The sequence below is a fragment of the Nonomuraea sp. NPDC049750 genome (assembly GCF_040659625.1).
In the GTDB taxonomy this organism is placed as follows: domain Bacteria; phylum Actinomycetota; class Actinomycetes; order Streptosporangiales; family Streptosporangiaceae; genus Nonomuraea.
Map to the genome: position 1 here is coordinate 42752 of NZ_JBFANB010000018.1, position 22076 is coordinate 64827.

Genomic DNA, 22076 nt, shown 5'->3' on the forward strand with positions numbered 1-22076 from the left:
TCCGGGAAGGTGTCACATGCCGCTAGCCGATGACGCCGTCGAGGCGCGCGCCCAGGGCTGGCGCACGCTCGCCGCGCTGCACGCCAGGATCGAGGACCGGCTGGAGCGGGCCCTGCAGAAGGAGCACGAGCTGAGCGTGAGCGAGTACACCGTGCTCGACGTGCTGGGCCGCCAGGACGGCTGGCACATGCGCATGCAGCAACTCGCCCGCGCGGTCGTGCTGAGCCAGAGCGCCACGACCCGGCTGGTGACGCGGCTGGAGAACCGTGGGCTGCTGGCCCGCTACCTGTGCGACGACGACCGCAGGGGCATCTACACCGAGGTCACCCCGGCCGGCCGCGAGCTGCTCGCCCAGGCGAGCCCCACACACGACACCGTGCTCAAGGAAGTGCTGGCGGAGGCGGCGGAGCTGCCGGAGCTCGCCCCGCTCGCCGCCGTCATCGCCTGAGGCAGCCTCTACGGCCGGACGTTGCTCTGTACCTCACCCACCGGCACGTCGCGGGTCGCCCCCACCTCGATCGGCGCGAACTGGACCGGCGCCGCCTGGCCCGCAACCGTCACCGGCCACACGGTCGTCACGGTCAACTGGTAGACCTGGCGCGGCTGGTCGATCGACGAGCGCAGATACTGCACGCCGCAGGTGAACGGGGCCCCCTTGGCGTACGGCTTGCCGGTGGCCCCGCACTGCTCGCGCACCTCGGCCCGGTCCTTGCCGGTGCCCGCGTCGATCTTGATGTCCTGGAGCGTGGCGACCACGGTCGCGCTCATGACGCCGGGCAGCGTCGCGGTCGCCGTACGCCGAGGCTGGCCGATGCCTTCGAGCCACACGAACGTCGGCAGGTTGACGAAGCTCTTGGCGTCCGGGCTCAGCTTGACCGTCGGCTCGGGCACGGTGATCGCCGCCCGCGCGAGCTCGGCCAATTGCTCAAAGGTGATCCCGGAGGGCGGCGTGTCGTTCGGCGGCACGAAGACGAACAGTTCGAGCCCGGCCCAGCAGGTGGCGCCGTCGGGGTCGGACGCGTCGTAGGCGGGCGTCCACCAGCGCCCCGGCTTCCCCTTCTTGTCCTTGAACTGCTGGACGAACTTATTGAAACTCTCCTCGTCGGCCTTCACCCTGGCGAACTGGGTCTTCGAGTCCGTCTGGAACTTGAGCATCTCGTCGGCGTCGAGTCCCGGCTCGTACCAGCAGGGCCGTTTGACCCGGTAGCCGTCGCGCTTGCCGCCCTTGCCCACATCGCCGCTGAACACGACATCGGAGTGCTTGAGGTTGACGAACGCCGTCGTGCCGTGCTGGCCCGTCCTGACCTCCGTGGTGGATTGGGGGGCGGGCGTGGGGTTGGCCAGCAGGAGCGACCCTGCCATGAGCACCGGGATCAGGGGGTTCATCAGGTGCACCCTTCTTTGTCCTGGCGGAATTCCCTGATCCGCCACACACCGTCGTCGCCGCGATGCGCGAGCACGGTTTGGAGGTAAGGAGCGCGCACCCAGTCGGGCTGGGGCGCGACCGCCTTGCCGGTGGGCGTGGAGACGAGGCGTACGCCCCGCTCGTCCACGCAGGTGTCGACCTGGGCACCTTTACCCATGACCGACGTGATCCGCAGTCTGGAGAGACGCGCGACGCCGCGCGCCGACTCCTGCCGGTCGGCGAACCCGCGTACCCATTCGCCGGCCTGCGGAATCACCGACGGCTCGACATGACGCAGGTAGCCGGTGTCGCCGGTGACGACCGCCTTCCACCGCTCCACGTAGTAGTCGGCGAAGAGCCGCTGCAGCGCGCCGGCCGACGGTCCCTTCTCCACCTTGACCTTCAGCTCGTCGCCGACATCGACCGTCTTGCCCTGGGTGGACGTGGGAGCGGGCGCCGCGGTGGTCTCGCCGGTGACGGGGGTCGGCACGTCGCCGGGGGTGTACGGCCGGTCGGGCGGCCCACAGCCCGCCGCGAGCAGGAGCGCCAGCATTACCGCCATCCGCCTCATGCCGTCGACTCCCTCACTATGTGGATACGCCACGACGGCAGCAGCTCGTCGATCAGCGCCTCGGTCTCGGGCGCCATCCCGCCGCCATAGGGGTGGGAGGACGAGCGCCTGGTCAGCCCCTCGACGACCGTCCGGAGCCGCAGCATGTCCCCGGTGGCATGCGTGGCCCGCAGCAGGTCGCGCCAGAGCCCCTCGTCGTCGGTGGCCAGCAGCAGGGCCGCGCGTACGGCCGCGACCGCGGCGTCCGGCTCGCCGTGCGCCAGCCGCAGCTCGCACAGCCGGTGGGCGGCGTCGGCGACGCCGGCCGCGACGTCGTACTCAAGGTCGTCGCCCGCCAGCCACGCGTATCTCCCGAGCGGCCGCCCGCTCAGCAGCGGGCCTCTGACCAGGCCGAGCGCCTTCTCCAGGAGTACGGTCCGCGCCGTGGGATCGCCGTGCGAGCGGCGGACCAGCTCGCGGAAGAGCGCCCAGTCGGTGCGTACCGCGGGCCCCAGCCGCAGCCTGCCCGCCTCGTCGACGTGCAGGTGCTCGCGGCCCAGCCAGTCGACGACCCTGGCGATCGTGGCGTCCCTGACCATGGGCTGCACGCCACGCGGCCACAGGACGCCGCCCAGCACGACGGGATGCACGCCGCCGGGATGCGTGGCCAGGTAGACCAGCAGCTCGGTGGCCAGCGCCATCCGCCCCTCTTCGAGCGGGTCGCGGCCGACGATCTCGATGGGGCCGAGCATCCTGACCTCCACCGCGGGCGGCGCCAGCTCCTCCAGCGGCTCCGCCTCGGGCACCGCCTCGCCGTCGAGCTGCTCCGCCGTACGGAAGAGGTCGATCAGCGCCTGGTAGTGGCGGCGCGGCAGCAGTTGCGCGGTCACCTCGAAGCCCAGCTCCGCGATCTTCGCCTTGCCGTCCTCGGTGATCTCCAGGGTCCAGGTGGCGTGCGGCACGTCGCCCGTCACCACGTATCCGGCGGTGTCCTTGCGGGCGAGCAGCGCCAGGCGGCGCGCCTCCTCATGGGTGGGGGCCACGGCGGACAACAGGTAGTGGGCGTCGCGCGGGCTGCCGGTGACGCGCCCGGTGAGCACCTCCTGGCGCGGGGCGGCGGTCGCCTCCAGCTCGGGCAGCACCTCGGCCAGGCTGCCCACGGCCCTGATCCGATCGGGCGCGATCGCCGTCAGCTCGTCGCCGAAGCCGACGAGCGTGATGCGCATCCGGTCGGACCAGCGGTTGGTCGCCAGCTCCACGGCCAGCGCCGCGAGCGCCGCGGTGGTCTGCGGGCCGCGGATGTTGATCAGGCCCTGCGCCGCCTCCAGGTCGATCAGCACCCGGCCGCTCTCGTCGGCGCCGAGCGAGACCAACCCGGGGTACGGGGCGCCGCCGGGCTGCTCCTCCAGCAGGCGGCCCTCGTGCGCGGCCAGCCGCCACACCTGGCCGCCGTCCTGGGCGATCCACGGCGCGGGCGCGTCGCCGTCAGGCGGGTGGATCCACAGGTCGAGGTTGCGTGGCGACAGGTGGGCGGCGTAGACGGTCGGCGGCGTACGGCCCTGCGTGGCCAGCTCGGCGCCGAGCAGCCTGAGCCCGATGTCGAGGATGCGAGTGCCCGGCGCGTCGGCGCCCAACCTCAGCGCTACCTCGGCCTGGGCCGCGTCGTCGCGCGGCCGGACGATGCGGCGGCCGAACGCGCGCCGCCACAACTGCTCGCGCCGCCGCCTGGCCAGCACGACCAGCAGACCGGCCGCGGCCAGCGACGCGGCGGCCAGGTAGTCGGTCAGGTCGACTCCTGGGCTCTGCACCACGGGCTGCTCGGCTCCGGTCTCGTGTCGCGCGTGCGCCGGGCCCTGCTTGACGCTGGAGGTCTGGCGCGCCTCGTCGGCGACTCGCCGGTGTTCGCTGTGCGACCCCGCCGGGTGCTGCTTCAGCGTCTGGGCCCGCGCCTGGTTCACGGGTACGACATGCGCGTGGCGCGCGTCGTCGGGCATGTCGAGCACCCAGCCCGGCCTGATCAGGTCGGCCATCCGCAGGCGGGTGCCGTCGGGCTGCTCCTTGTGCTGGTTGAGCCGGTAGATCTCCGGATATCGGCGCCCGTCGCCCAGGCACTTCTCGGCGATCTCCCACAGGCTCTCGTGGTGGCGGCCGTGGGGCGGCTGGACCACGTACACCTTCTTGGTGGCCTGCGCCTGCACCGGCTGCTCCACGATCGGCGCGGAGTAGGCGACCGTCGTCATGGGCGGCGCGGTGGGCGGCGGCGCCGCCAGCTTGATGATGGGCACGACCATGGCCCCGGCGGTGAACAGCACGAGTACGGCCGAGACGAGCTTGTTGGCCAGCGCCTGGGACCCGCCGGAGAGCGGCACCCTGGCGGGCATGCCCACCCTGCGTACGCCCGCGTAGACCTCGACGATCACGCACGAGAAGAACTGCAGCCAGGCCAGCCACACGAACAGCACCAGGACGGCCATGATCGTGCTCGGCCCCACGCGGCTGTTGAGCACGTCGAGATCGAGCAGTTCGGGAGAGATCGGCGGCCCGACGAACGTGAGCAGCGCGTACGGCACACCGCCGACGATCGCCACGAGCACCGCGAGCGCGCCGAGGCCGGCCAGCACGTCGCCCACGCTCCGCCTGGCCGGGATGCGCACGGGCGCCTGCCCGGGCCCGCGCGGCCGGCCCGCTGGACGCGCTGGGTCTCGCGTCGGCATCGCCTCTCCCTTCTCCGTGTTCAGGGTCCTGCGTGGTGGTGTTCTGATCCATCGAGTGAGCGGAATCGGTCTGGCTCACCTGGCCTGCGGCCCGGCCGTGGCCTCGCCCTCCATCTCGGTGCCGGGGAAGCCGATGGCCTGCAGGAAGAAGGCCGTCCACCGCACCTTCACGGAGACGGTCACGCCGTCCTGTCCCTGCGCGACGGTGCAGGTTCCCCTGGTCACGTCGGCGCTGCCCGCCGCCGCGATCACCTCGTCGGCCCGGTCGCACACTTGGCCGTCGCCGAGCAGCCGGATCTCGCCCGTCTCGTGGAGGTGGTCGGCGTCGATCTGGTCGGCGCCCGCCCGCGCGGCCTGCTCGGCGACGTCGGCGGCCCGCAGCCGCGCGTTGATCGCCCCGCCGCCGTCGACGAGCAGCCCCGCCAGCAGGAACACCGCCACGGAGAACAGCACGGTGAAGACCGACATCGTCCCGCGGTCGCTCACGCGGTCGCGGCGGCTCATTCGCCGCTCCTGAACCGTTCCAGGGACACGGCGGCTCATTCGGTCCTCCTGAACTGCTCCAGGGGCACCACCGAGGTGCCGGTCATCCGCTTGGTGCCGGAGAACCCCAGGAAGCTCAGGTCCAGCTCGCAGGTGACCGCGGCCTGCACCTGGCCGCCCTCCTCCCACTTGGAGCCGCCGAGGGACACCGCCGGGCTCTGGCACCGCCCGTCGAGCGCGGCCTTGACGCTCCTGTCGGCCGCGTCGCCCGCGTCGCCGAACGACCGCCGCACCGAGGCGGCCCGCGCCGCGTCCCGTGCCGCGCCGTTGACCTCGCCCTGCGCCTCGACCAGCCGGCCCGCCCCCGCCAGGAACATCAGGAACAGCAAGAAGATGGGCGCCAGCATGACCGTCTCCACGGCCATCGAGCCGCGCTCACGCCACCGGTTCTGGCTCATCCGCCGCCGGTGCTGGCTCGTCCACAGCCGGTTCTGGTTCGTCCGCACCCGGTTCTGGTTCATCCGCAGTCGTCACCCCCGTCGTCCGGGCGGAAGCACTCGACGGGACCGCCCGAGGTGGCCGTGATCGTGAACGTGAGCTCCGGCAGGAGCGGGATGACCTGTACGGCGCTGCCGGTCACGGTGACGAAGCGCTCGTCGGGCTCCTTCTCCGCGGTCGTGACCGCGGCGTTGGAGAGCAGGCGGGGCCCGATGGCCCGGACGATGTCGGTGGCCTTGGTGGAGGCCGCGCCCTCCCAGTCGCCCGAGTCGAAGGGGGCCGACCTGGCCACCCTGGCGCCTTCCTTGGCGGCCGCCTCGGCCACCTGACGGCCGTGGAACCAGAGCGCCACCTGCACGATGAGCAGCACGACCGCCAGGATGACCGGCATCAGCAGGGCGAGCTCGATCACGGAGGCGCCGCGGTCGCGTCGTGCCCGGCGGCGCCGCCCCGGAGGTCGGCTCGGTCGCCGAGGCTGCCCGCGCGGGCGCCGGGCACCTGTCACGTGCGCCCGCCGGTCTGGCCGAAGCTGGTTTGGAGGTCGTTCTGCTTCCCCTCGACCAGCTGCTTGATCAGCGTGGCCAGGCCGAGGGCGACGCCGGCGATGATCGCGGAGATGATCACCCACTCGACCGCCGAGGCGCCCCGGCTGGGGGCGTTGCGGGCGCGCTGGATACGCACGCTGAGGCATGCCTGCAGGTAGATGACCCAGGGATGATTCATTAGGACCCCAACATCTTCATAGCGGCGGGATAACTGAGAAAGATCACGAAGCCCGCGCAGAGCAGCAGCTGGGCGACGAGCATCGACTGGGAGCGCTCACCGGCGCGGCCCTCGATCTCGGCCAGCTCGCGGCGACGCAGCGTGGCGGCCCTCGCGGTCAGGGAAGCGCGTACCTTGGCGCCGTCGTCGGCGACCAGGCCGAGCGCGGCGGACAGGTCGCGCAGCTCGTCGACGTTGATCTCCTCGCCGAGCTGGCCGAGCGCCTGCCAGGGGGTGATGCCGACGATCCTGGCGCCGGCCAGCGCCTCGCGGATGCGCGACATCGCCCAGTTGGGCTGGTCACCGCTGACCGAGACCGCCATCATCAGCGCCTCGGGCACGCCGCGGCCGCCCGCGAGGTTCATCGAGACCAGGTCGAGGAAGGCGCCGACGACGTGCCGGAAGTCACGCCGCTTGGCCGCCGCGTCGCGCCGTACCTGAACGTCGGGCAGGAAGAAGAAGACCAGCGACACGAGTACGGCCGACCAGAACGGGATGGTCAGGGATGTGCCCCACTCCATCAGCACCAGCCAGCCGAGCAGCACCGGGAACGCCAGCAGCCCGGCCGACGCGAGCAACGCCTTCGTGGCCAGGTAGCCCTCGAACGACCGCCCGACCAGCGCCAGGTCGGCCTTGACCGACCGGACCTCCCACCCCCGCGCGTGGTAGAGGCGGGCCAGCCGGACGCCCAGGCCGCGGCGGAAGGCGGAGACCTCCTCGTCGGGCAGGGCCAGCTGGATGCGCGGCGCGTCGGCGTCCTCGCGGACGGCCTCGATCGCCAACAGCCGCGACACGAGGCCGGGGCGGGCCGGGAACAGCGCCCGGAGCAGCAGGAACAGGCCGAGCCCCAGCACGCAGCCGGCCAGCACACCCTCAACCATGACCGCCCCCTCTCTCCATTGCCGCCCTATCCATGACCGTCTCCGACGAGCAGGCGAGTGGGCTTGCTATCCATTGCCGCCTCCTACGAGCAGGCGGGTGGGCTTGTCGAACCGGGCCAGTCGCCGCATCCAGGCGAATCCGGCGCCGAACAGCCCCGCCACGACCGCCAGCACGGCCTGACCGAGGAGGCCGCGGTATTCGCTGACGTAGGAGGGGTTGAAGACGACGAGCAGCCCGGCGAAGACCAGCGCGGTGATCACCACGATCTGGACGCTGCGCCTGGTGGCCCGGCGTTCGGCCTCGACGCGGCGGCGCATGTCGAGCTCCTCGCGGGCGGACACGGCCAGCGCCCCGAGCACGTCGCGCAGGCCGGGTCCGCGCAACTTGGAGTTGAGTATCAGCGCGGCCACCACCAGGTCGGCCGAGGGGTCGTCGAGCTCGTCGGCGAAGAGCGCGAGCGCCTCCGGCAGCGCCATGCGGGTGTGCAGGCGGTCGACCAGGGCGCGCAGGTGCGGTTTGAGCGTGGGCGCGGCGGCCCTGATCGACGACGGGATGGCCTGTTCGAGCCCGGCCGCGCCGGCGATCGTGTCGCGTAGCGACTCCGTCCAGGCGGCCAGCCCTTCGAGGCGGCGCATCGCGGCTCGTTCCTCGGCGGCGCCGCCCGACAGGCCGCGCCAGGCGAACACCAGCAGCACCGTGCCCACCGCCGCGACCGCCCAGCCGGTCACGACCAGCACCAGGGTGGCGGCCACGGCGGCGATCGCGGTGCGGGTGGTGAGCGTCTTGAGCAGCTCGCGCTTGGGGCGGGCGGGCCGGACGCGCATGCCGTACAGGGAGAGGAAGAACAGGAACAGTCCGCCGCCGACGAGCGCGCCGGCGAGCAGGGCGAGGGGGTCGAGGTCGATCACAGCCAGCCTCCGGGGTTGTATCCGTGGGCGGCGAGCTCCTCCAGGCAGGAGACGGGGGCGTGGGGCAGGGCGGTGCCGTCGGGGCCCGGGATGAACACCTCGCTCGACAGGACGCGGCCGTCGCAGCCGTTGACCTCGCGGATGCTGGAGACGTAGCGCCGCAACGTGCCGCCGCGGCTGTAGTCGTTGCGTTTCTCGACGAAGACCACGAAGTCGATCGCGCCCGCGATGAGCATGTGGGTGGCGTCGATCGGCAGCCGCTCGCGGGCCTGCAGGGCGTAGGTGGAGATGCGGTTGAACACCTCCATGCTGGAGTTGGCGTGGATGGTGGACAGGGAGCCGTCGTTGCCCTGGGTCATCGCGTTGAGCATCGTGACGATCTCGTCGCCGAGCACCTCACCGACGATCACCCGGCTGGGGTTCATCCGGAGCGATCTCCTGACCAGCTCGGCCATGCTGATCTCGCCCTGGCCCTCGGAGTTGGGCAGGCGCTGTTCGAAGGCGACGACGTTGGGGTGGAGCTCGGGGAACTGGTCGAGGCCGAGCTCCAGGGCGCGTTCGACGGTGATCAGGCGCTCGTGCGGCTGGATCTCGTTGGCCAGGGCCCTGAGCAGGGTCGTCTTACCGGCGTTCGTGGAGCCGGCGATCATGATGTTCTTGCGGGCGCCGACCACCGCGCTGAGGAACCTGCCCACCTCCGGGCTCAACGTGCCGTTGCCCACGAGGTCCGACATGAACACCTTGCCCAGACGGGCGCGGCGGATCGAGACGGCCGGCCTGAGCGTGACGTCCATGACGGCGCTCAGCCGCGAGCCGTCGGGCAGGCGCAGGTCGAGCTGCGGGTTGGCGGTGTCGAAGGGCCTGCTCGACAGTCCCGAGTAGGCCGCCAGGATCTGGATCAGCTCGATGAGCTCGTCGTCGGACTCGGCGACCGGCTCCCGCATGAGCTCCTGGCCGTCGGCGTAGCTGACGAAGACGCGGTCGCAGCCGTTGATGTCGATGTTCTCGACCTCGGTGTCGTCGAGCAGCGGCTGCAGGCGGCCCACGCCGAACAGCGCGGCGTGGATGCCGGCCGCCAGCGCCTCCTCCTCCTCGACCGTGGGAGGGGTGCGGCCCAGGCCGATCTCGCTGCGCGCGTGCTCCTCCAGGACCTGGGAGATCAGCGCCCTGGCGAACTGGCGCTCGTCTTCGCCGGTCATCGACACCAGGCCGTTGACCTGGTCGAGGCGGCGCTGGTGGGCCAGGCGGTCGCCGACTTCTTGGCGGAAGCGCTTGACCAGGGAGTGATCGATCACGGGCTGCTCACTTTCGCGAGGACGCGTGTCGTACTCCCGGTTGTACGTAGCGGACCTCTCGCGAGGTTGAATGCCATGCCGAAATTCATAGGTTGCTCACCAACCGTCCCGCGAGATCGCGCGCCGTGCGGATGAGCAGACAGCGGTCGAGGCGCCCGCCCCACTGGCCGCGCAGCAGCTCAGCGCCCTTGGGGTCGTGCGCGAGACCGTGGACGAACTTGACGCTCGGACCGACGATCCTGCGTACGTCGTCGATCGAGGAACGGTAGTTGCGCGGGTCGGCGATCACGGCCACGCCGTGGGCCTTGGTGATGGACAGGCGTTCGCGCAGGTGGGCGACGTGGTCGAGGGTGGCCCTGGTGAGCAGCACGACCTGCTCGGCCTGCGCCATCAGGTCGCCGAGCTGCGGATGGCCGCCGAGCCGCCCGCAGTCGGCGATCACGTCGGCGTTGGGGATGGCGGCCAGCGCCCTGCCCAGCGGACCCCAGAGCCAGGTGAGCCCGGCCGCCTGCTCGCCGTGGGTGAGCCCGGCCAGCACGTCGAGGCCGCCGACGATCTTCTGGGTGTGCTGGTGGATCTGCGCGGGCTCCAGGCCGCGCCGGGCGGTCGCGGCCAGCGTGAGCAGGCCCTTGCCCGGGTTGAGCACGCCGCCGTCGGCCGCGGGCAGCCGGTAGGCGAGGTCGCCCCCTGCGGGGTCACATTCGGCGAGGAGTACGGGACGCGGCCACACCGCCGCGAGGGCCGTCGCGGCAGTGGTCACACCAGGCGCGCCTTTGTCGGCGGCCAGTACGATCAGCGCCACGTCAACTTACTCCGGGCAGGTCGGCCACGGCGATCTCGCCACTGGAGGCGTATTGGACGATGGTCTTCGCCGCCGGGGCGTCGACGATCACGGTGATCAGGATGGATCCGCCGGCTCTGCCGCCGTCGCTGACGCTCTCGACGAGGGCGCTCTGTGCGAGTACGCGGCTTTCCGCCTGGTCGGTGCGGCCCGGGACGTACACGATCTGGACTCGATGGCTTCTGTCCAGGCCCGCTGGGAACTGTCCCGGTTTCAGGGAGAGGCCCACCTTGGCCTTGCCGGGCACCAGCTCGCTGCTGGCTCTGACGCCCATGTTGTGGGTCAGCAGGGTGCCGGGCACGATCGTGACGGCCGCGAAGCTCTTGACCACCTCGAACCTCTGTGACCAGGAGACGTAGTCGAGGCCGGTGTTGGCGATCTGCACCTCTTCGAGCGCGGCCGGGGTGAACTGCTGGCCGGCGCCGATCTGCTGGGTGACCCTGATCGCCGAGACGCGGTCGCCGCTGCGCAGCACGAGCAGCGTCGTGGCGAGCGCGCCGCCGAGGATCAGGAGCACGGCGAGAGCGGCCAGGGCGGGTTTGCGTTCGCGGGGTGGCACGGGGAGCTTGCGCGAGGCAGGGCCGGACAACCCCGCCGTGTTGACGGCAGGCTTTTCACTGGTCCTCATGGGTGGGGGGCTCCCATTGTGAATTGTCGAATTCACGCCATTATGTGCACCCGCCGGTGGGGGCGGGGCTGGAATGCGAGGAACCATGCTCGTTTCGCAGGTGGCGTGGTGTCAACAAGAAATAATCAATGCCTATTGTTTACAGTGAGTTGACCTGGGTGGTTTTTCAGGATAAGCGCCGCAATGACGGGACAGAGCAGGGTTTTTTGGCGAACTAAAGGTTGCTGACGTGGGGCGATCCCTTGCGTCCCTTTTCTCACATCATTCCCTCCCTTAACGCGCGATGGCTCCTGGACCCTAAAAGGGCAGCCGAATCAGCCGCTTTCCACAGGCCGTAATTACCGTCCGCGGTTATCCACAGGTCGGCCCATCCATGCCATTGCCGACAACCTCGGGACCTACCCTTTGTTCTGGCGTTACCTTTGCGCCCAGGCCCGATCGAGGAGACGGCACATGCGGATCATGCTCACCGTGCTCGGCGAGCAAGGCGATCGTGACGTTGTGATCGAGGGTGACAACGGCGCCACGGTGGCGAGGGTGAGTGAAGCCCTCAGTGGTCAGGCGCCGCTGGCCGAGGTCGTCCGCCTGCCCAGGGCGCGAGCCCCCTACGGCATGTCGGCGACCGAGCCCGGCGCCCGCCCCTCGGCGCGGCACACCCGGTCCGGCGGATCGTCCGAGACCAGCCGGTTCGACGCTCCCCACTCACCTGACATCCCGGGCGCCCGCAGCCCTGATGGACGTGGCCTCGGCCGCGCGTCCGAGTCTGGTCCGCGTGGCGTCGGCGGCGCGTCCAATCTTGGTCCGGGTGACGTCGGCCCCGCGTCCATCCGGGATCGGGGCGACGGAATCGGCAGGTCTCGCGACGGAATTGGCCGGGCGGGCGATGGGTTCGGCCGGGCGGGCGCCGTGCTCTGGCGCAACGGGCGGCCGCTCGACCCGCGTGCCCTGGCCGGGGCGGTGCTGCGCGACGGCGACAAGGTCACCCTCGACGCCCATCTCGCCCGCGCCACGATCATCGAGGAGCCCGGCGGTGTGGCCGAGGTGCGGGTGGTGGGCGGTCCGGCCGCGGGCGCCGTACACCGCCTGGGCCTGGGTGTGCACGTCATCGGATCCGACCCGATGTGCGCGATGACCGTCGCCGACCCGTCCCTCGCCCCCGAGGCCGCCATCCTGCGCGTGACCCCCGACGCGATCACGGTCGAGCCGGCCCGGCACCGCGCGCCCCAGCAGGCGCAGCGACTCAAGCTCAAGGGCCGGTGGGCCGACGAGGTCGCCGAGCTCACCGCCCGGGTCGCCGAGCGCGAGGCGGCGGAGGCGGAGCCCGTCCACTACGAGCCGCCCGAGCTGGCCGCCCAGACTCTCACCGAAGCTGCCGACTGGGCCGAGCACGCGCTGCTGACCTGTGGTTCCTCGGTGTTCACGCTGACCGCGATCGAGCCGCAGGACGCGCACCTGGCGCCTCTCCCAGAGGGCGGCGTCGCCTACAACCGGCCGCCGCGGCTGCGCAGGCCGGAGCCCGAGCGCACCTTCGAACGCCCCCTGGAGCCCAGCCGTGCCGAGGGGATGCGCCTGCAGTTGCTGGCCGCGCTCCTGCCCGCGGTGATGGGCGTCACGCTGGCCTACGTCATGCGCCAGCCCTACTACCTGCTCATCGCCCTGATGACCCCCCTCATCATGATCGGGCAGTGGTGGAGCGATCGCCGCCACGGCAAGAAGCAGCACCGGAAGGCCACCAAGAAATACAAGGAGCGGCTGGAGGCGTACGAGCTGGCGGTCGAGCAGGCCAGGGCCGAGGACGAGCTGATCCGCCGATCCGACGCGCCCGACCCGGCGCAGGTGCTGCTCACCGCCACCGGCCCGCGCCGGCGGCTGTGGGAGCGCCGCATCCACGATCCCGACGCGCTGCGGCTCAGGGTCGGGCTGGCCGACCTGCCGGCCAACCTGGAGCTGTCCGAGGAGAAGGGCGGCGCGATCTCCCCGCCGATCTGCCGGTCCGTGCCGGTGGCCCTGGCCATGCGCAGGCTCGGCGTGGCGGGCGTCACCGGCCCGCGCGACACCGCGACCGGCCTGGCCGGCTGGCTGATCGGCCAGGCGGCGACCCTGCACAGCCCCCGTGACCTGGCCATCGTGGTCCTGTCCGCGCACGCCGACGGCGAGCGCCGCTGGGGCTGGGTCCGCTGGCTGCCGCACTGCGCCCCGCGCGGCGGCGAGGACTGCGTGGCCCTGGTCGGCACCGACCCGGAGTCCGCCGCCCACCGCGTCGCCGAACTGGCCGCCCTCATCGACGAACGCCAGAACACCGCCATCCCAGAGCTCGGCAAGATCCCCACCGGCTGGGACGACCTGGGCGGCCCGGAGACCCCGGCTCTGACCTCCTATGACGTACGCCCCTACGACGTCCTGGTCGTGCTCGACGGCGCCCAGGTCCTGCGTGGCCTACCCGGCATGCCGCAGATCCTGCGCCAAGGCCCCCGCTCGGGCGTCTTCACCCTCGCCATCGACGACGACCAGCGCCTGCTCCCCGAGGAGTGCGCCACCGTCGCCGCGTGCGCCGCCGACGGTCAGGTGCGCCTCCTCGGCGGCGGCCTGGAGGTCATCGGCCCGGTTCTGGCCGACCTGGTCTCACCGTCGTGGTGCGACCGCGTGGCCAGGGCGCTCGGCCCGATCCGCGACGTGAGCAGGGACGACCCGGCCGGCCACCTCCCCGAGGCGGTCCGCCTCCTCGACCTCCTGCGCCTGCCCGCCCCCTCCGGCCACGACCTCGCCACCCGCTGGCACGGCCACGGCTCCACGAAGGCGGTCATCGGCATCGGCCCCGACGGCCCGTTCTCGGTCGACCTGCGCGTGGACGGTCCGCACGGCCTGATCGCCGGCACCACGGGCGCGGGCAAGTCAGAGCTGCTGCAGACGCTCATCTGCTCGCTGGCGGTGGCCAACCGGCCGGACCAGCTGACGTTCGTGCTGGTCGACTACAAGGGCGGGGCCGCGTTCAAGGAGTGTGTACGGCTGCCGCACACGGTCGGCATGGTCAGCGACCTCGACGGGCACCTGACGCAGCGGGCCCTCGACTCCCTGGCCGCCGAGATCCGGCGCCGCGAACGCCTGCTGCTGGCCGCGGGCGCCAAGGACATCGACGACTACACCGGCGAGCCGCTGCCCAGGCTCGTGCTGATCATCGACGAGTTCGCCGCCCTGGTGGCGGAGCTGCCCGACTTCGTCAACGGGCTGGTCGACATCGCCCGCAGGGGCCGTTCGCTCGGCATCCACCTGATCCTGGCCACCCAGCGGCCGGCGGGCGTGGTCACGGCCGACATCCAGGCCAACACCTCGCTGCGGATCGCGCTGCGGGTCACCGAGCCCGCCGAATCCTCCGACGTCATCGACCTGCCGGACGCGGCGCACATCTCCAAGTCGACGCCTGGCCGGTGCTACGTGAAGTCAGGGGTGGGCGCGGCGGCGGCCGTACAGACGGCCCGGGTGGGCGGGCGCAGCCCGGTGGCAAGCGCCTCGCTCAGAGCCGACCCGACAGGCGCGGGCGCGACACTCGGCCCAGGTGCGATGCTCGGCCCGGGTTCGACCCTCGGCCCAGGCCCCTTGGCGGGCGCGGGCGGCGGTCTGACGAGCGGCGGTAGCTTGGCGGGCGCGGGCGGCCTGGCAGGCGCCTTGGCGGGCGGCTTGGCGGGCGCGGGCGGTCAACTGCGGGTGGTCGACGTGGACTGGCGGTCCTTGGGCAGGGCGCTGCCGCCGCTTCCGGAGCCGCCGGAGGGGTCGACGATCACCGACCTCACCGTCCTCGCCGACGCGCTCATCGAGGCCGCGCGCCTGACCGGCGTACCGGAGCAACCAAGCCCTTGGCTGGAGCCGCTGCCCTCGGCCGTGACCCTCGACGAGGTCACCACCGCCTTGACGACTGGGCCGCTGAAAACGTCCACCGGATCGGGGACATTCGCCGAAGTCGGTCCGCTGGCCTTCGGGATGATCGATCGGCCCTGGGCGCAGGATCGGCGCCCGCTCGCGCTGGACCTGGCCCAGGGCGGCCACCTGCTCATCGCGGGAGCGGCCCGCAGCGGCAGATCCACCGCGCTACGGACGATCGCGGGCGCCATCGCCGCACAAGCCTCCCCCGCCGATGTCCACCTGCACGCCATCGACTGCGGATCGGGCGCGCTGCTCCCGCTGATGGCCATGCCGCACTGTGGCGCGGTCGTCACCCGCGACCAACTCGACCGCGTCGAACGCCTGCTGTCCCGCCTCCGCGCCGAGGTGGGCCGCCGCCAGCAACTGCTCGCCGAGGCCGGACACGCCTCACTGGCCGAATACCGCCAGGCGGGCCACCGCCTCCCCTGGCTGGTGCTCATGGTCGACCGCTGGGAGGGCTACGTGGCGGCCTTCGAGGGCTACGACTACGGCCGCCTCACGGAGGCGCTCCTGCAACTCCTCAGAGAGGGTCCGGCGGTGGGCCTGCGGGCGGTGGTGACGGGTGACCGTTCGTGCCTACTCGGCCAGGTCTCCACGGTCTTCGACGACCGCCTCCTCCTCCGTCTGGCGGACCCGGCCGACTACGGGCTGGCCGGTCTGCCGATGAAGGGCCTGCCCGCGTCGATGCCCGCCGGCCGCGCCCTCTCGATCGGCGAACACGGCATCATCGAGAGCCAAATCGCCCTCTTGACCCACGACCCGTCGGGCCCAGCCCAGGTAGCCGCCCTCCAGTCTCTCGCCCGCGCCGCGGCCCCGCTCCGCAGCGTCCCGACGTACGCGTCCACGGCTTCACCCGGGAGAGCCACCCCCCAGCCCGCCTCTGCGACATCTGCGACAAGCCTCCGCGGGGCCCTGGTGGGCGCCCCAGACGGCCCATCAGGGGGCACATCGAGGGGGATGCCAGCCAGCGCGGGCTCCCCACACGGCGACCTCCCGGACGGCGTCCCGAACAGCTTGTCAGGCGGTGCAACGGGCAACGCGGGCGCGTCAGCTGGCAACGTCGCGGGCGGCGCCACAGGTGACGCGCCAAGTGGCACCTCGGGTGGCACGCCAGGCGGCACCTCAGATAGCACGCCAGGCAGCACCTCGTACGACAACATTCCGGGTGGCACCTCGGACGACAACATTCCAGGTGGCATGGCAAGTGGCGCCTCAGACGGAACGTCGGGTGTCGGCTTCCGGGGCGATCTGCCAGCGGGGTCGGGCGGAAGAGGTCGATCGACTCGGCTGGGACGCGGCGCGTGGCTCTGGGAGGGAGAGCCGCCGCTTCGGGTCGACGCGCTTCCCATGCGTATCACCGCCGGCCAGGCCATGGACCTGGAACCGAACTTCACCCATCCATCGCCGCTGTGGGCCCTGATCGGCGCAGGCGGCGACGCCCTGGCTCCGATGGGCCTGGACCTCCTCGCCCACGGCCCCGGCGCCGTCGTCGCTGGACCGGCCCGCTCCGGTCGCTCCTCGGTGCTGGTCACGGCCGCCAGATCGCTCATCTCGTATGGCACGCCGGTAATCGCCATCGCTCCCCGGCGTAGCCCGCTACGTACGCTGGAGGGCGCCCTCGCCATCCTCGGCGGCGACGGAGCGGGACTACAGGAACTGCTCGCCGACCGTGAACGCTACGTGGTGATCGTGGACGACGCCGAGCTGATCAACCCGGACTCCCCCCTTGGGACGGTCCTGGAAGAAGTCCTCCGTTCAGGCCGAGACGGAGATCACGGCCTCATCATCGCGGGCGCGACAGGCGACCTGGCGACGGCCTATCGAGGCTTCGTCGCCGAAACCCGCAAGTCGCGCACCGGCGTACTCCTGTCAGTGCAGAGCCCGGCCGACGGCGACCTGTTCACGGTCCGCCTGCCGCGCGGCGCCGTCGGAGGCCCACCAGGACGCGGCCTGCTGATCACCATGGGCAACACAACCCCCATCCAAGCGGCCATCTCGGACACCGGCCCACCGTAGAACCAGGCTGACCGGATCTCCGGCTGAGCGCCAAACACCTCGGTGTCTGGGTGCCCCCACCACTTGGAGCCTTGGGGCACGAGTGCCCTCCACCACCTGAGACCGCGAGGAACGGGTGCTCCGCACCACCGGAGACCTCGGGAAACGGGCGCTCCCCACCACCTGAGACCTCGGGAAACGGGCGCCTTCCACCCTGCACCTGCCCTCCCCCTCCGCAGAAGCGCCGTGCCCAGCACCGCCCCAGGAGCACTGGTCGTGGTGACAATGCGGACTTCGGGGCCCGCTCGGTGGAGCGGCTGTAGGGCTACGACGATGCGGTGGGGTCCCCGGGGCGCTGGGGCGACGCTTGCGAAGGGCGCCGTTCGAGGGAGTCCTGGCAGAGACGGTGTTCGCGAGGGCGCTGTTCGCGAGGGCGCTGTTCGCTAGAGCGCTGTTCGCTAGAGCGCTGTTCGCTAGAGCGCTGTTCGCGGGAGCGCTGTTCGCGGGAGCGCTGTTCGCGGGAGCGCTGTTCGCGGGAGCGCTGTTCGCGGGAGCGCTGTTCGCGGGAGCGGCCGGAAGCACTGTTCGTGGGAGCGGTGCTTGCGGAGCTGGCCATTCTCGGTGGGCACTCGGGTCCGTGGTGCGTCTGGCTTCGGGATCCGTGAGGGGGACGGGCGCAAAGACCGGGCCGGAGGCCATATTGCACTGATCTGTCCAAAACGTGCTACCGTCGCGGTATGGCGCGACCGAGGGAGTTTGAGGAGGAGCGGGCGATCGAGGCGGCCATGCGGGCATTCTGGAGCGCGGGCTATGAAGGAACCTCGACCCAGGACCTGTGCGAGGCCACCGGGCTGGGGCGGAGCAGCATCTACAACACGTTCAAGAGCAAGCATGATCTGTTCGACAAGGCCCTGCGGCACTACATGGACAGCAAGACCGCCTGGCTGATCGAGTTGCTCGAAGGCGATCTTCCGGTTCGGGAGAAGGTGCGGACTCTGTTGTGGCAGGCCGTCGATGTTGAGACCAGCGATCCGGTCGGGTGCCTGGTGGTCAACTCGCTGGTGGAGTTGGCGCCGCGAGATCCGGCGGTGGCCGAGCAGCTTCGGCGGGACGGTGAGCGGCGGCTGGCGGCGCTTCGGGCGGCGTTTGAGCTCGGGCAGAGCCGGGGCGAGTTGCCAGCCGGTAAGGATCCGGTCGCGCTGGCGCATTTCGTGGTCGCGGCGATCAGTGGCATGCGGGTGATGGCGCGCGGGGATTCGGATCGGGCGGCGTTGGAGTCGGTCGCGAAGATCACGCTCGACGCGCTTTTCTGACGCCCGGACCGCTCCACCCGAGCAGCCGGCACCCTGGACACGCCCCACGCGAGCAGCTTGACGCAGCTGCGCGCGAGCAGCCTGACGCGGCCGCGCGCGAGCAGGCCGGACAGGGGCCCACCGCTCCAGACGAGCACGCGTCGTTTCGCGTCTCTTGATTTTGCACTGTTCCATCCAAAACCAGGAAGAGTTCCTATGCCGTTGGCCGTGTACATCCTGGGGTTGTCGATATTCGCCCAGGGCACTTCCGAGCTCTTGCTCGCCGGGCTGTTGCCCGAAATGGCGGCCGACCTGGGGGTATCCGTCCCCCAGGCGGGGTTGCTGATCTCCGGGTTCGCGCTCGGGATGCTGGTGGGGTCGCCGGTGCTGGCCGTGGTGACCTTGCGGTGGCCGCGTCGTACGGCGCTGCTGACGTTTCTGGCGATCTTTGCCCTTACTCATGTCGTAGGGGCGGTGACGCCGAGCTATGGGGTGCTGTTCGGGACGCGGGTGGTGGGAGCGTTCGTGTACGCGGGCTTCTGGGCGGTGGCCGCGGTGACAGCCGTGGGGCTCGTTCCGGAAGGGGCGCGGGGCAAGGCCATGAGCATCGTGGCGGGCGGACTTACCGTGGCCACCATCGTGGGGCTGCCCGCGGGGACGGTCATCGGGCAGCAGTTCGGATGGCGGGCGGCGTTCTGGGCGGTCACAGTGCTGTCGGGCTTGGCGGCGATCGGAGTGGTGGCCACCATTCCCGGCGGGCGGCCCGAGCCGGGGAGCGTGCCGCAACTGGGGCAGGAGCTGCGGAACATGCTCAACTCGCGGCTCTGGCTCTCATACGGGACGACGGCGCTGGCGACCGGCGCGGTGCTGGTCACGTTCAGCTATCTCGGTGCGATGCTCGTCGACACCACCGGGCTGGCGGCGGGGTGGGTTCCCGCGGTGCTGGCGTTGTACGGGGTGGGGTCGCTGATCGGCATCGGCCTGGGCGGACGTCATGCTGACGCGCAGCCTTTTACGACGTTGTACGTGGGTGTAGCGGGAGTTGTTGTTATCTCGGCAGGTTTGGGAATGTTCGCCGGGATGCCGGGGATGGCCATCGGGCTGATCTTCCTGCTGGGGGCGTTCGGGTTTTCCACGAATCCGGCCTTGAACACGCGGGTGTTCACCGTGGGCAAGGATGCTCCGACGCTGGCCGCCGCCACCAACTTCTCGGCGTTCAACGTCGGGATCACCGTGGGGCCGTGGGTGGGCGGGCTGGCGATCGGGGCGGGGTTCGGATATCCGGTGGTGGCCTGGATCGGGGCCGGGCTCGGGGTCGCCGCGCTCGGGACCGTGGGGTTGTCCGCTGTACTGGACAAGAGGCTGGTGCTGCGTACGCGTGACCTGGCCGCCCGCGAGGTCGTCAGCTGATCCAGTCGTTGATGACGCCGCCCCCACTATCTCGCCACTAACTCATCAGCCGATCCAGGCACTGACGGCACCCTCCGCTGCCTCGCCACGGAAACTGTCGGCACCCTCCGCTGCCTCGCCACGGAAACTGTCGGCACCCTCCGCTGCCTCGCCACGGAAACTGTCGGCCATTCCAGTCGCTTACGATGCCGCCCTGCGTCGTCTCGCCACGGAAGCTGTCAGCCGTTGCGGTCGCTGACGACGGCGTCGGTCTCGCCGGCCCCACGTTGTCGTCCTCGGTCAACCAGGTGCCGCCCTCATTGGCCCGCTCGTCGGTCCCGGCGACGGTGTTTGGCAGCGAACTCCGCATCGCGCGGGCGACCGGCGGAACAGTCTGGGGTTCGCTGTCACTACCCAGTAAGCCGTTCTCCGTCACCGGCGGCGGTCACGCAGCCAGTCTGGCGCCGTCACTGGCACGAGCGTTGCAGTAGCGGCCACCATCCGGTCGGCAGGGCCGCCATGGCCTCCCACCCTGGCTTCCATGGTTTGGCCGTGGCGAAGCGAGGGAGCGCGAGGGCTTGCCCTCGCAGGGAAGGAGCCGAAGCCTCCGGGGAGGGCGCCGAGCTTCCAGGAGCGCGAAGCGCCGATGGCGAGCCCTTTGTGAGGGTCAGCCGATGCGGTCGGTGACTACGCCGTCGGTTTCGCCGCCCCACACGTCGTCGTCCTCGGTCAACCAGGTGCTGCCCTCATTGGTGCTCTCCTGGGCACCGGCGCCGGCGCCGCCCATGGGCATGAACGGCATGCCGCCCATCCCGTTCCCGCCGGTGCCTGCCTTGGGCATGCCCGCGGTGTTCGACAGGCCCGAGACCATGCCGCTGTCGCCTCGGGCGCTTGTGACGGGGCCGGATGAAGGGGAGAAGGAGTTCGGGGAACTCGGGGAGTTGACGTTCGGGCCGGTGCTCGTGGGGTTGGCGTGGGAGTTGGGGATGGGGGTGTTGGTCTGGTTCCAGTCCGAGGGGCGCTGGAAGTCCTCCAGCTTGGTGGAGGTGGGGGTGGACAGGCCCTTGGTGGGGTCGGTCAGGCCGGACGTGGGGTCCGTCATGCCCTTCGTCGGGTCCGTCATCCCCTTGGTGGGGTCCGTGACGCTGCCCGTGGGGACACTCGCACCCTTTGTCGGATCCGTCGCCCCTGGATCCGTGGTGCCCTTGGTCGGGTCTGTGGTGCCGTTGCCGGTCGGGTCGGGGGTCTGTGTGTCGGTCGAGGGCTTGGGCGTGGTGGGGGTGTCGACGCCGTTCCGGTTCGAGCTGTCAGAGTCGATGCCGCCCTGGCTGCCGTTGTCACCCGTGCCGTTGTAGCCGCCCGGGCCGTTGTAGCCGTCTCCCAATCCGCGGGTGCCTCCGGGGTTGGAGAAGTCCGTGTTCAGGGGCGTGACGGGAGGGGGTACGGCTGTGGGGTCCTTGATGTCCGGGATCTCTTTGTGGAAGGAGTCCGGCAGTTGCTGGTAGGTCTGGGTGAGGTCGTCGTTCAGCAGGCGCAGGTGCTGGCCGGCGAGTTCGTCCTGGGAGCCCCATTCCTTGCCCTTGTCCATGGTGCGATACACGCCGGGGCTGGAGTCGTCGAAGGTGAACGTGTTGTCGCTCCAGGCCAAGCCCGTCTGGTCCATGAACTCCTGATGCTCGACCAGCCTGTCACCGAGGGACTGCAGCGGGCGGCCCATCCAGTTGAGCTTGTCCGACACCTCGCGGACCGTCGCGTGCAGCACCCGGAGGGCCTCCTGCGCCTCGACCGACGCCTTGCCTCCCCAGCACTTGGCCATCTCGACGTTGATCTGCTCAATGACCTTCTGGGCGCCGGCCAGGGTCGAGCAGGCGTCGAGGTAGGCGTTGCCCGCCTGCTTGACGGCCGACGGGTCCAGCGACTTGATGAAGTTCTTGATCTCGGCGACGCTCCTGCCGTCGTCGTCCACCTCAAGAGGCGGGCACGACGTCTTGATCATGTGCGTCTTTTTCTGGATCTTGAGCTTCTTGTCCTCGGCCATGAGGGCTCCTACACGTCCTTCGTGCCGACGTTGGCGATGTCCACGCGCTCGTAGTTGCCCGCGCCCGCGTTGATCAGTTCGATGGCGATCCGCGTCTTCTCGGCGATCTCGCGATAAGCCTCGGTGAACTCTTTGTGGCCGTTCTGGACCGTGGCGACGAAGGTCTGCCCGCCTTCCCATCGCTTGATCTGCTCGACGGCCATCTTCAGGCTGAGGAGGTTGGCCTTCATGTCCAGGTCGTTGACCGACCCGGGCTTGTCCCCGACGAACTTGGCGAACTCATCCGTGAGCTGCTCGGCGAGCTTCTTGAGCTTGCTGGCGCTGTACGTGACGCCCTCGCGGTCGGGATCGAGCCCGGCCCAATCCGACTCCAGACGCCAGCCCTGGGCCGGCGGCGGACTCAACTTATCGGGATCTGACACAGCACCCTCCCCGAACACTACGGGTAACGAAGTTTACTCGCATATCACGATCTCAT

Annotated in this window: 18 protein-coding genes; 4 read left to right on the plus strand and 14 right to left on the minus strand. The window is 70.8% G+C overall.

Annotated elements, in window-relative coordinates; all coding sequences use genetic code 11:
* Window positions 1–16 precede the first annotated feature (16 nt).
* Window positions 17–448 carry a MarR family transcriptional regulator gene (locus AB0J16_RS37030; protein WP_358548519.1) on the plus strand — a complete coding sequence of 144 codons (432 nt, stop codon included), beginning with the start codon at window positions 17–19 and terminating at the stop codon, window positions 446–448.
* A gap of 8 nt (window positions 449–456) precedes the next feature.
* On the opposite strand, the gene AB0J16_RS37035 is transcribed toward AB0J16_RS37030, so the two are convergent.
* From AB0J16_RS37035 to AB0J16_RS37090, 12 genes are all read right to left on the minus strand, one after another.
* Window positions 457–1386: a hypothetical protein gene (locus AB0J16_RS37035; RefSeq protein WP_358548521.1), complete on the minus strand. Its 930-nt coding sequence runs from the start codon at window positions 1384–1386 to the stop codon at window positions 457–459.
* Window positions 1386–1976, minus strand: a complete 591-nt coding sequence (locus AB0J16_RS37040; protein WP_358548523.1) for a hypothetical protein — start codon at window positions 1974–1976, stop codon at window positions 1386–1388. The genes AB0J16_RS37035 and AB0J16_RS37040 overlap by 1 nt, the downstream gene beginning before the upstream one ends.
* Window positions 1973–4669: a BTAD domain-containing putative transcriptional regulator gene (locus AB0J16_RS37045; RefSeq protein ID WP_358548525.1), complete on the minus strand. Its 2697-nt coding sequence runs from the start codon at window positions 4667–4669 to the stop codon at window positions 1973–1975. Before AB0J16_RS37045 ends, AB0J16_RS37040 begins: the two co-directional genes overlap by 4 nt.
* Window positions 4670–4744: 75 nt before the next feature.
* Window positions 4745–5173 carry a flp pilus-assembly TadE/G-like family protein gene (locus AB0J16_RS37050; protein WP_358548528.1) on the minus strand — a complete coding sequence of 143 codons (429 nt, stop codon included), beginning with the start codon at window positions 5171–5173 and terminating at the stop codon, window positions 4745–4747.
* Between the two features lie 35 nt (window positions 5174–5208).
* Window positions 5209–5673, minus strand: coding sequence for a TadE family protein (locus AB0J16_RS37055; RefSeq protein WP_358548530.1), 465 nt, complete (start codon window positions 5671–5673; stop codon window positions 5209–5211).
* A complete protein-coding gene (locus AB0J16_RS37060; RefSeq protein ID WP_358548533.1) occupies window positions 5670–6062 on the minus strand; it encodes a TadE/TadG family type IV pilus assembly protein in 393 nt (130 codons plus the stop codon). Before AB0J16_RS37060 ends, AB0J16_RS37055 begins: the two co-directional genes overlap by 4 nt.
* An 89-nt stretch (window positions 6063–6151) precedes the next feature.
* Window positions 6152–6373: a hypothetical protein gene (locus AB0J16_RS37065; RefSeq protein ID WP_358548536.1), complete on the minus strand. Its 222-nt coding sequence runs from the start codon at window positions 6371–6373 to the stop codon at window positions 6152–6154.
* A complete protein-coding gene (locus AB0J16_RS37070) occupies window positions 6373–7293 on the minus strand; it encodes a type II secretion system F family protein (RefSeq protein ID WP_358548539.1) in 921 nt (306 codons plus the stop codon). The genes AB0J16_RS37065 and AB0J16_RS37070 overlap by 1 nt, the downstream gene beginning before the upstream one ends.
* Before the next feature lie 66 nt (window positions 7294–7359).
* Window positions 7360–8202, minus strand: a complete 843-nt coding sequence (locus AB0J16_RS37075) for a type II secretion system F family protein (protein ID WP_358548541.1) — start codon at window positions 8200–8202, stop codon at window positions 7360–7362.
* Window positions 8199–9497 (minus strand): ATPase, T2SS/T4P/T4SS family, encoded by a 1299-nt coding sequence (locus AB0J16_RS37080; protein ID WP_358548543.1) that lies wholly within the window; start codon window positions 9495–9497, stop codon window positions 8199–8201. The genes AB0J16_RS37075 and AB0J16_RS37080 overlap by 4 nt, the downstream gene beginning before the upstream one ends.
* An 85-nt stretch (window positions 9498–9582) precedes the next feature.
* Window positions 9583–10299 (minus strand): hypothetical protein, encoded by a 717-nt coding sequence (locus AB0J16_RS37085; protein ID WP_357948777.1) that lies wholly within the window; start codon window positions 10297–10299, stop codon window positions 9583–9585.
* A gap of 1 nt (window position 10300) precedes the next feature.
* Window positions 10301–10966, minus strand: coding sequence for a hypothetical protein (locus tag AB0J16_RS37090; RefSeq protein ID WP_358548546.1), 666 nt, complete (start codon window positions 10964–10966; stop codon window positions 10301–10303).
* Window positions 10967–11419: 453 nt separating this feature from the next.
* Between AB0J16_RS37090 and AB0J16_RS37095 the strand changes: the two genes are divergently transcribed.
* The 3 genes from AB0J16_RS37095 (at window position 11420) to AB0J16_RS37105 (ending at window position 19581) form a co-directional block, all read left to right on the plus strand.
* Window positions 11420–16900, plus strand: a complete 5481-nt coding sequence (locus AB0J16_RS37095) for an FtsK/SpoIIIE domain-containing protein (RefSeq protein ID WP_358548549.1) — start codon at window positions 11420–11422, stop codon at window positions 16898–16900.
* Between the two features lie 764 nt (window positions 16901–17664).
* A complete protein-coding gene (locus AB0J16_RS37100) occupies window positions 17665–18192 on the plus strand; it encodes a TetR/AcrR family transcriptional regulator (protein WP_358548551.1) in 528 nt (175 codons plus the stop codon).
* Window positions 18193–18387: 195 nt separating this feature from the next.
* On the plus strand, window positions 18388–19581 hold the full coding sequence (locus tag AB0J16_RS37105; protein ID WP_358548553.1) for a Cmx/CmrA family chloramphenicol efflux MFS transporter: 1194 nt from the start codon (window positions 18388–18390) through the stop codon (window positions 19579–19581).
* Window positions 19582–20227: 646 nt separating this feature from the next.
* On the opposite strand, the gene AB0J16_RS37110 is transcribed toward AB0J16_RS37105, so the two are convergent.
* Window positions 20228–21598, minus strand: coding sequence for a hypothetical protein (locus AB0J16_RS37110; RefSeq protein WP_358548556.1), 1371 nt, complete (start codon window positions 21596–21598; stop codon window positions 20228–20230).
* A gap of 8 nt (window positions 21599–21606) precedes the next feature.
* Window positions 21607–22020 (minus strand): hypothetical protein, encoded by a 414-nt coding sequence (locus AB0J16_RS37115; protein ID WP_358548558.1) that lies wholly within the window; start codon window positions 22018–22020, stop codon window positions 21607–21609.
* Between the last annotated feature and the right edge of the window lie 56 nt (window positions 22021–22076).

Coding starts and splice junctions, on each gene's coding strand:
- AB0J16_RS37030 (WP_358548519.1), top strand. CDS start 17: ATGCCGCTAGCCGATGACGCCGTCGAGGCGCGCGCCCAGGGCTGGCGC.
- AB0J16_RS37035 (WP_358548521.1), bottom strand. CDS start 1,386: ATGAACCCCCTGATCCCGGTGCTCATGGCAGGGTCGCTCCTGCTGGCC.
- AB0J16_RS37040 (WP_358548523.1), bottom strand. CDS start 1,976: ATGAGGCGGATGGCGGTAATGCTGGCGCTCCTGCTCGCGGCGGGCTGT.
- AB0J16_RS37045 (WP_358548525.1), bottom strand. CDS start 4,669: ATGCCGACGCGAGACCCAGCGCGTCCAGCGGGCCGGCCGCGCGGGCCC.
- AB0J16_RS37050 (WP_358548528.1), bottom strand. CDS start 5,173: ATGAGCCGCCGCGACCGCGTGAGCGACCGCGGGACGATGTCGGTCTTC.
- AB0J16_RS37055 (WP_358548530.1), bottom strand. CDS start 5,673: ATGAACCAGAACCGGGTGCGGACGAACCAGAACCGGCTGTGGACGAGC.
- AB0J16_RS37065 (WP_358548536.1), bottom strand. CDS start 6,373: ATGAATCATCCCTGGGTCATCTACCTGCAGGCATGCCTCAGCGTGCGT.
- AB0J16_RS37070 (WP_358548539.1), bottom strand. CDS start 7,293: ATGGTTGAGGGTGTGCTGGCCGGCTGCGTGCTGGGGCTCGGCCTGTTC.
- AB0J16_RS37090 (WP_358548546.1), bottom strand. CDS start 10,966: ATGAGGACCAGTGAAAAGCCTGCCGTCAACACGGCGGGGTTGTCCGGC.
- AB0J16_RS37095 (WP_358548549.1), top strand. CDS start 11,420: ATGCGGATCATGCTCACCGTGCTCGGCGAGCAAGGCGATCGTGACGTT.
- AB0J16_RS37100 (WP_358548551.1), top strand. CDS start 17,665: ATGCGGGCATTCTGGAGCGCGGGCTATGAAGGAACCTCGACCCAGGAC.
- AB0J16_RS37105 (WP_358548553.1), top strand. CDS start 18,388: ATGCCGTTGGCCGTGTACATCCTGGGGTTGTCGATATTCGCCCAGGGC.
- AB0J16_RS37110 (WP_358548556.1), bottom strand. CDS start 21,598: ATGGCCGAGGACAAGAAGCTCAAGATCCAGAAAAAGACGCACATGATC.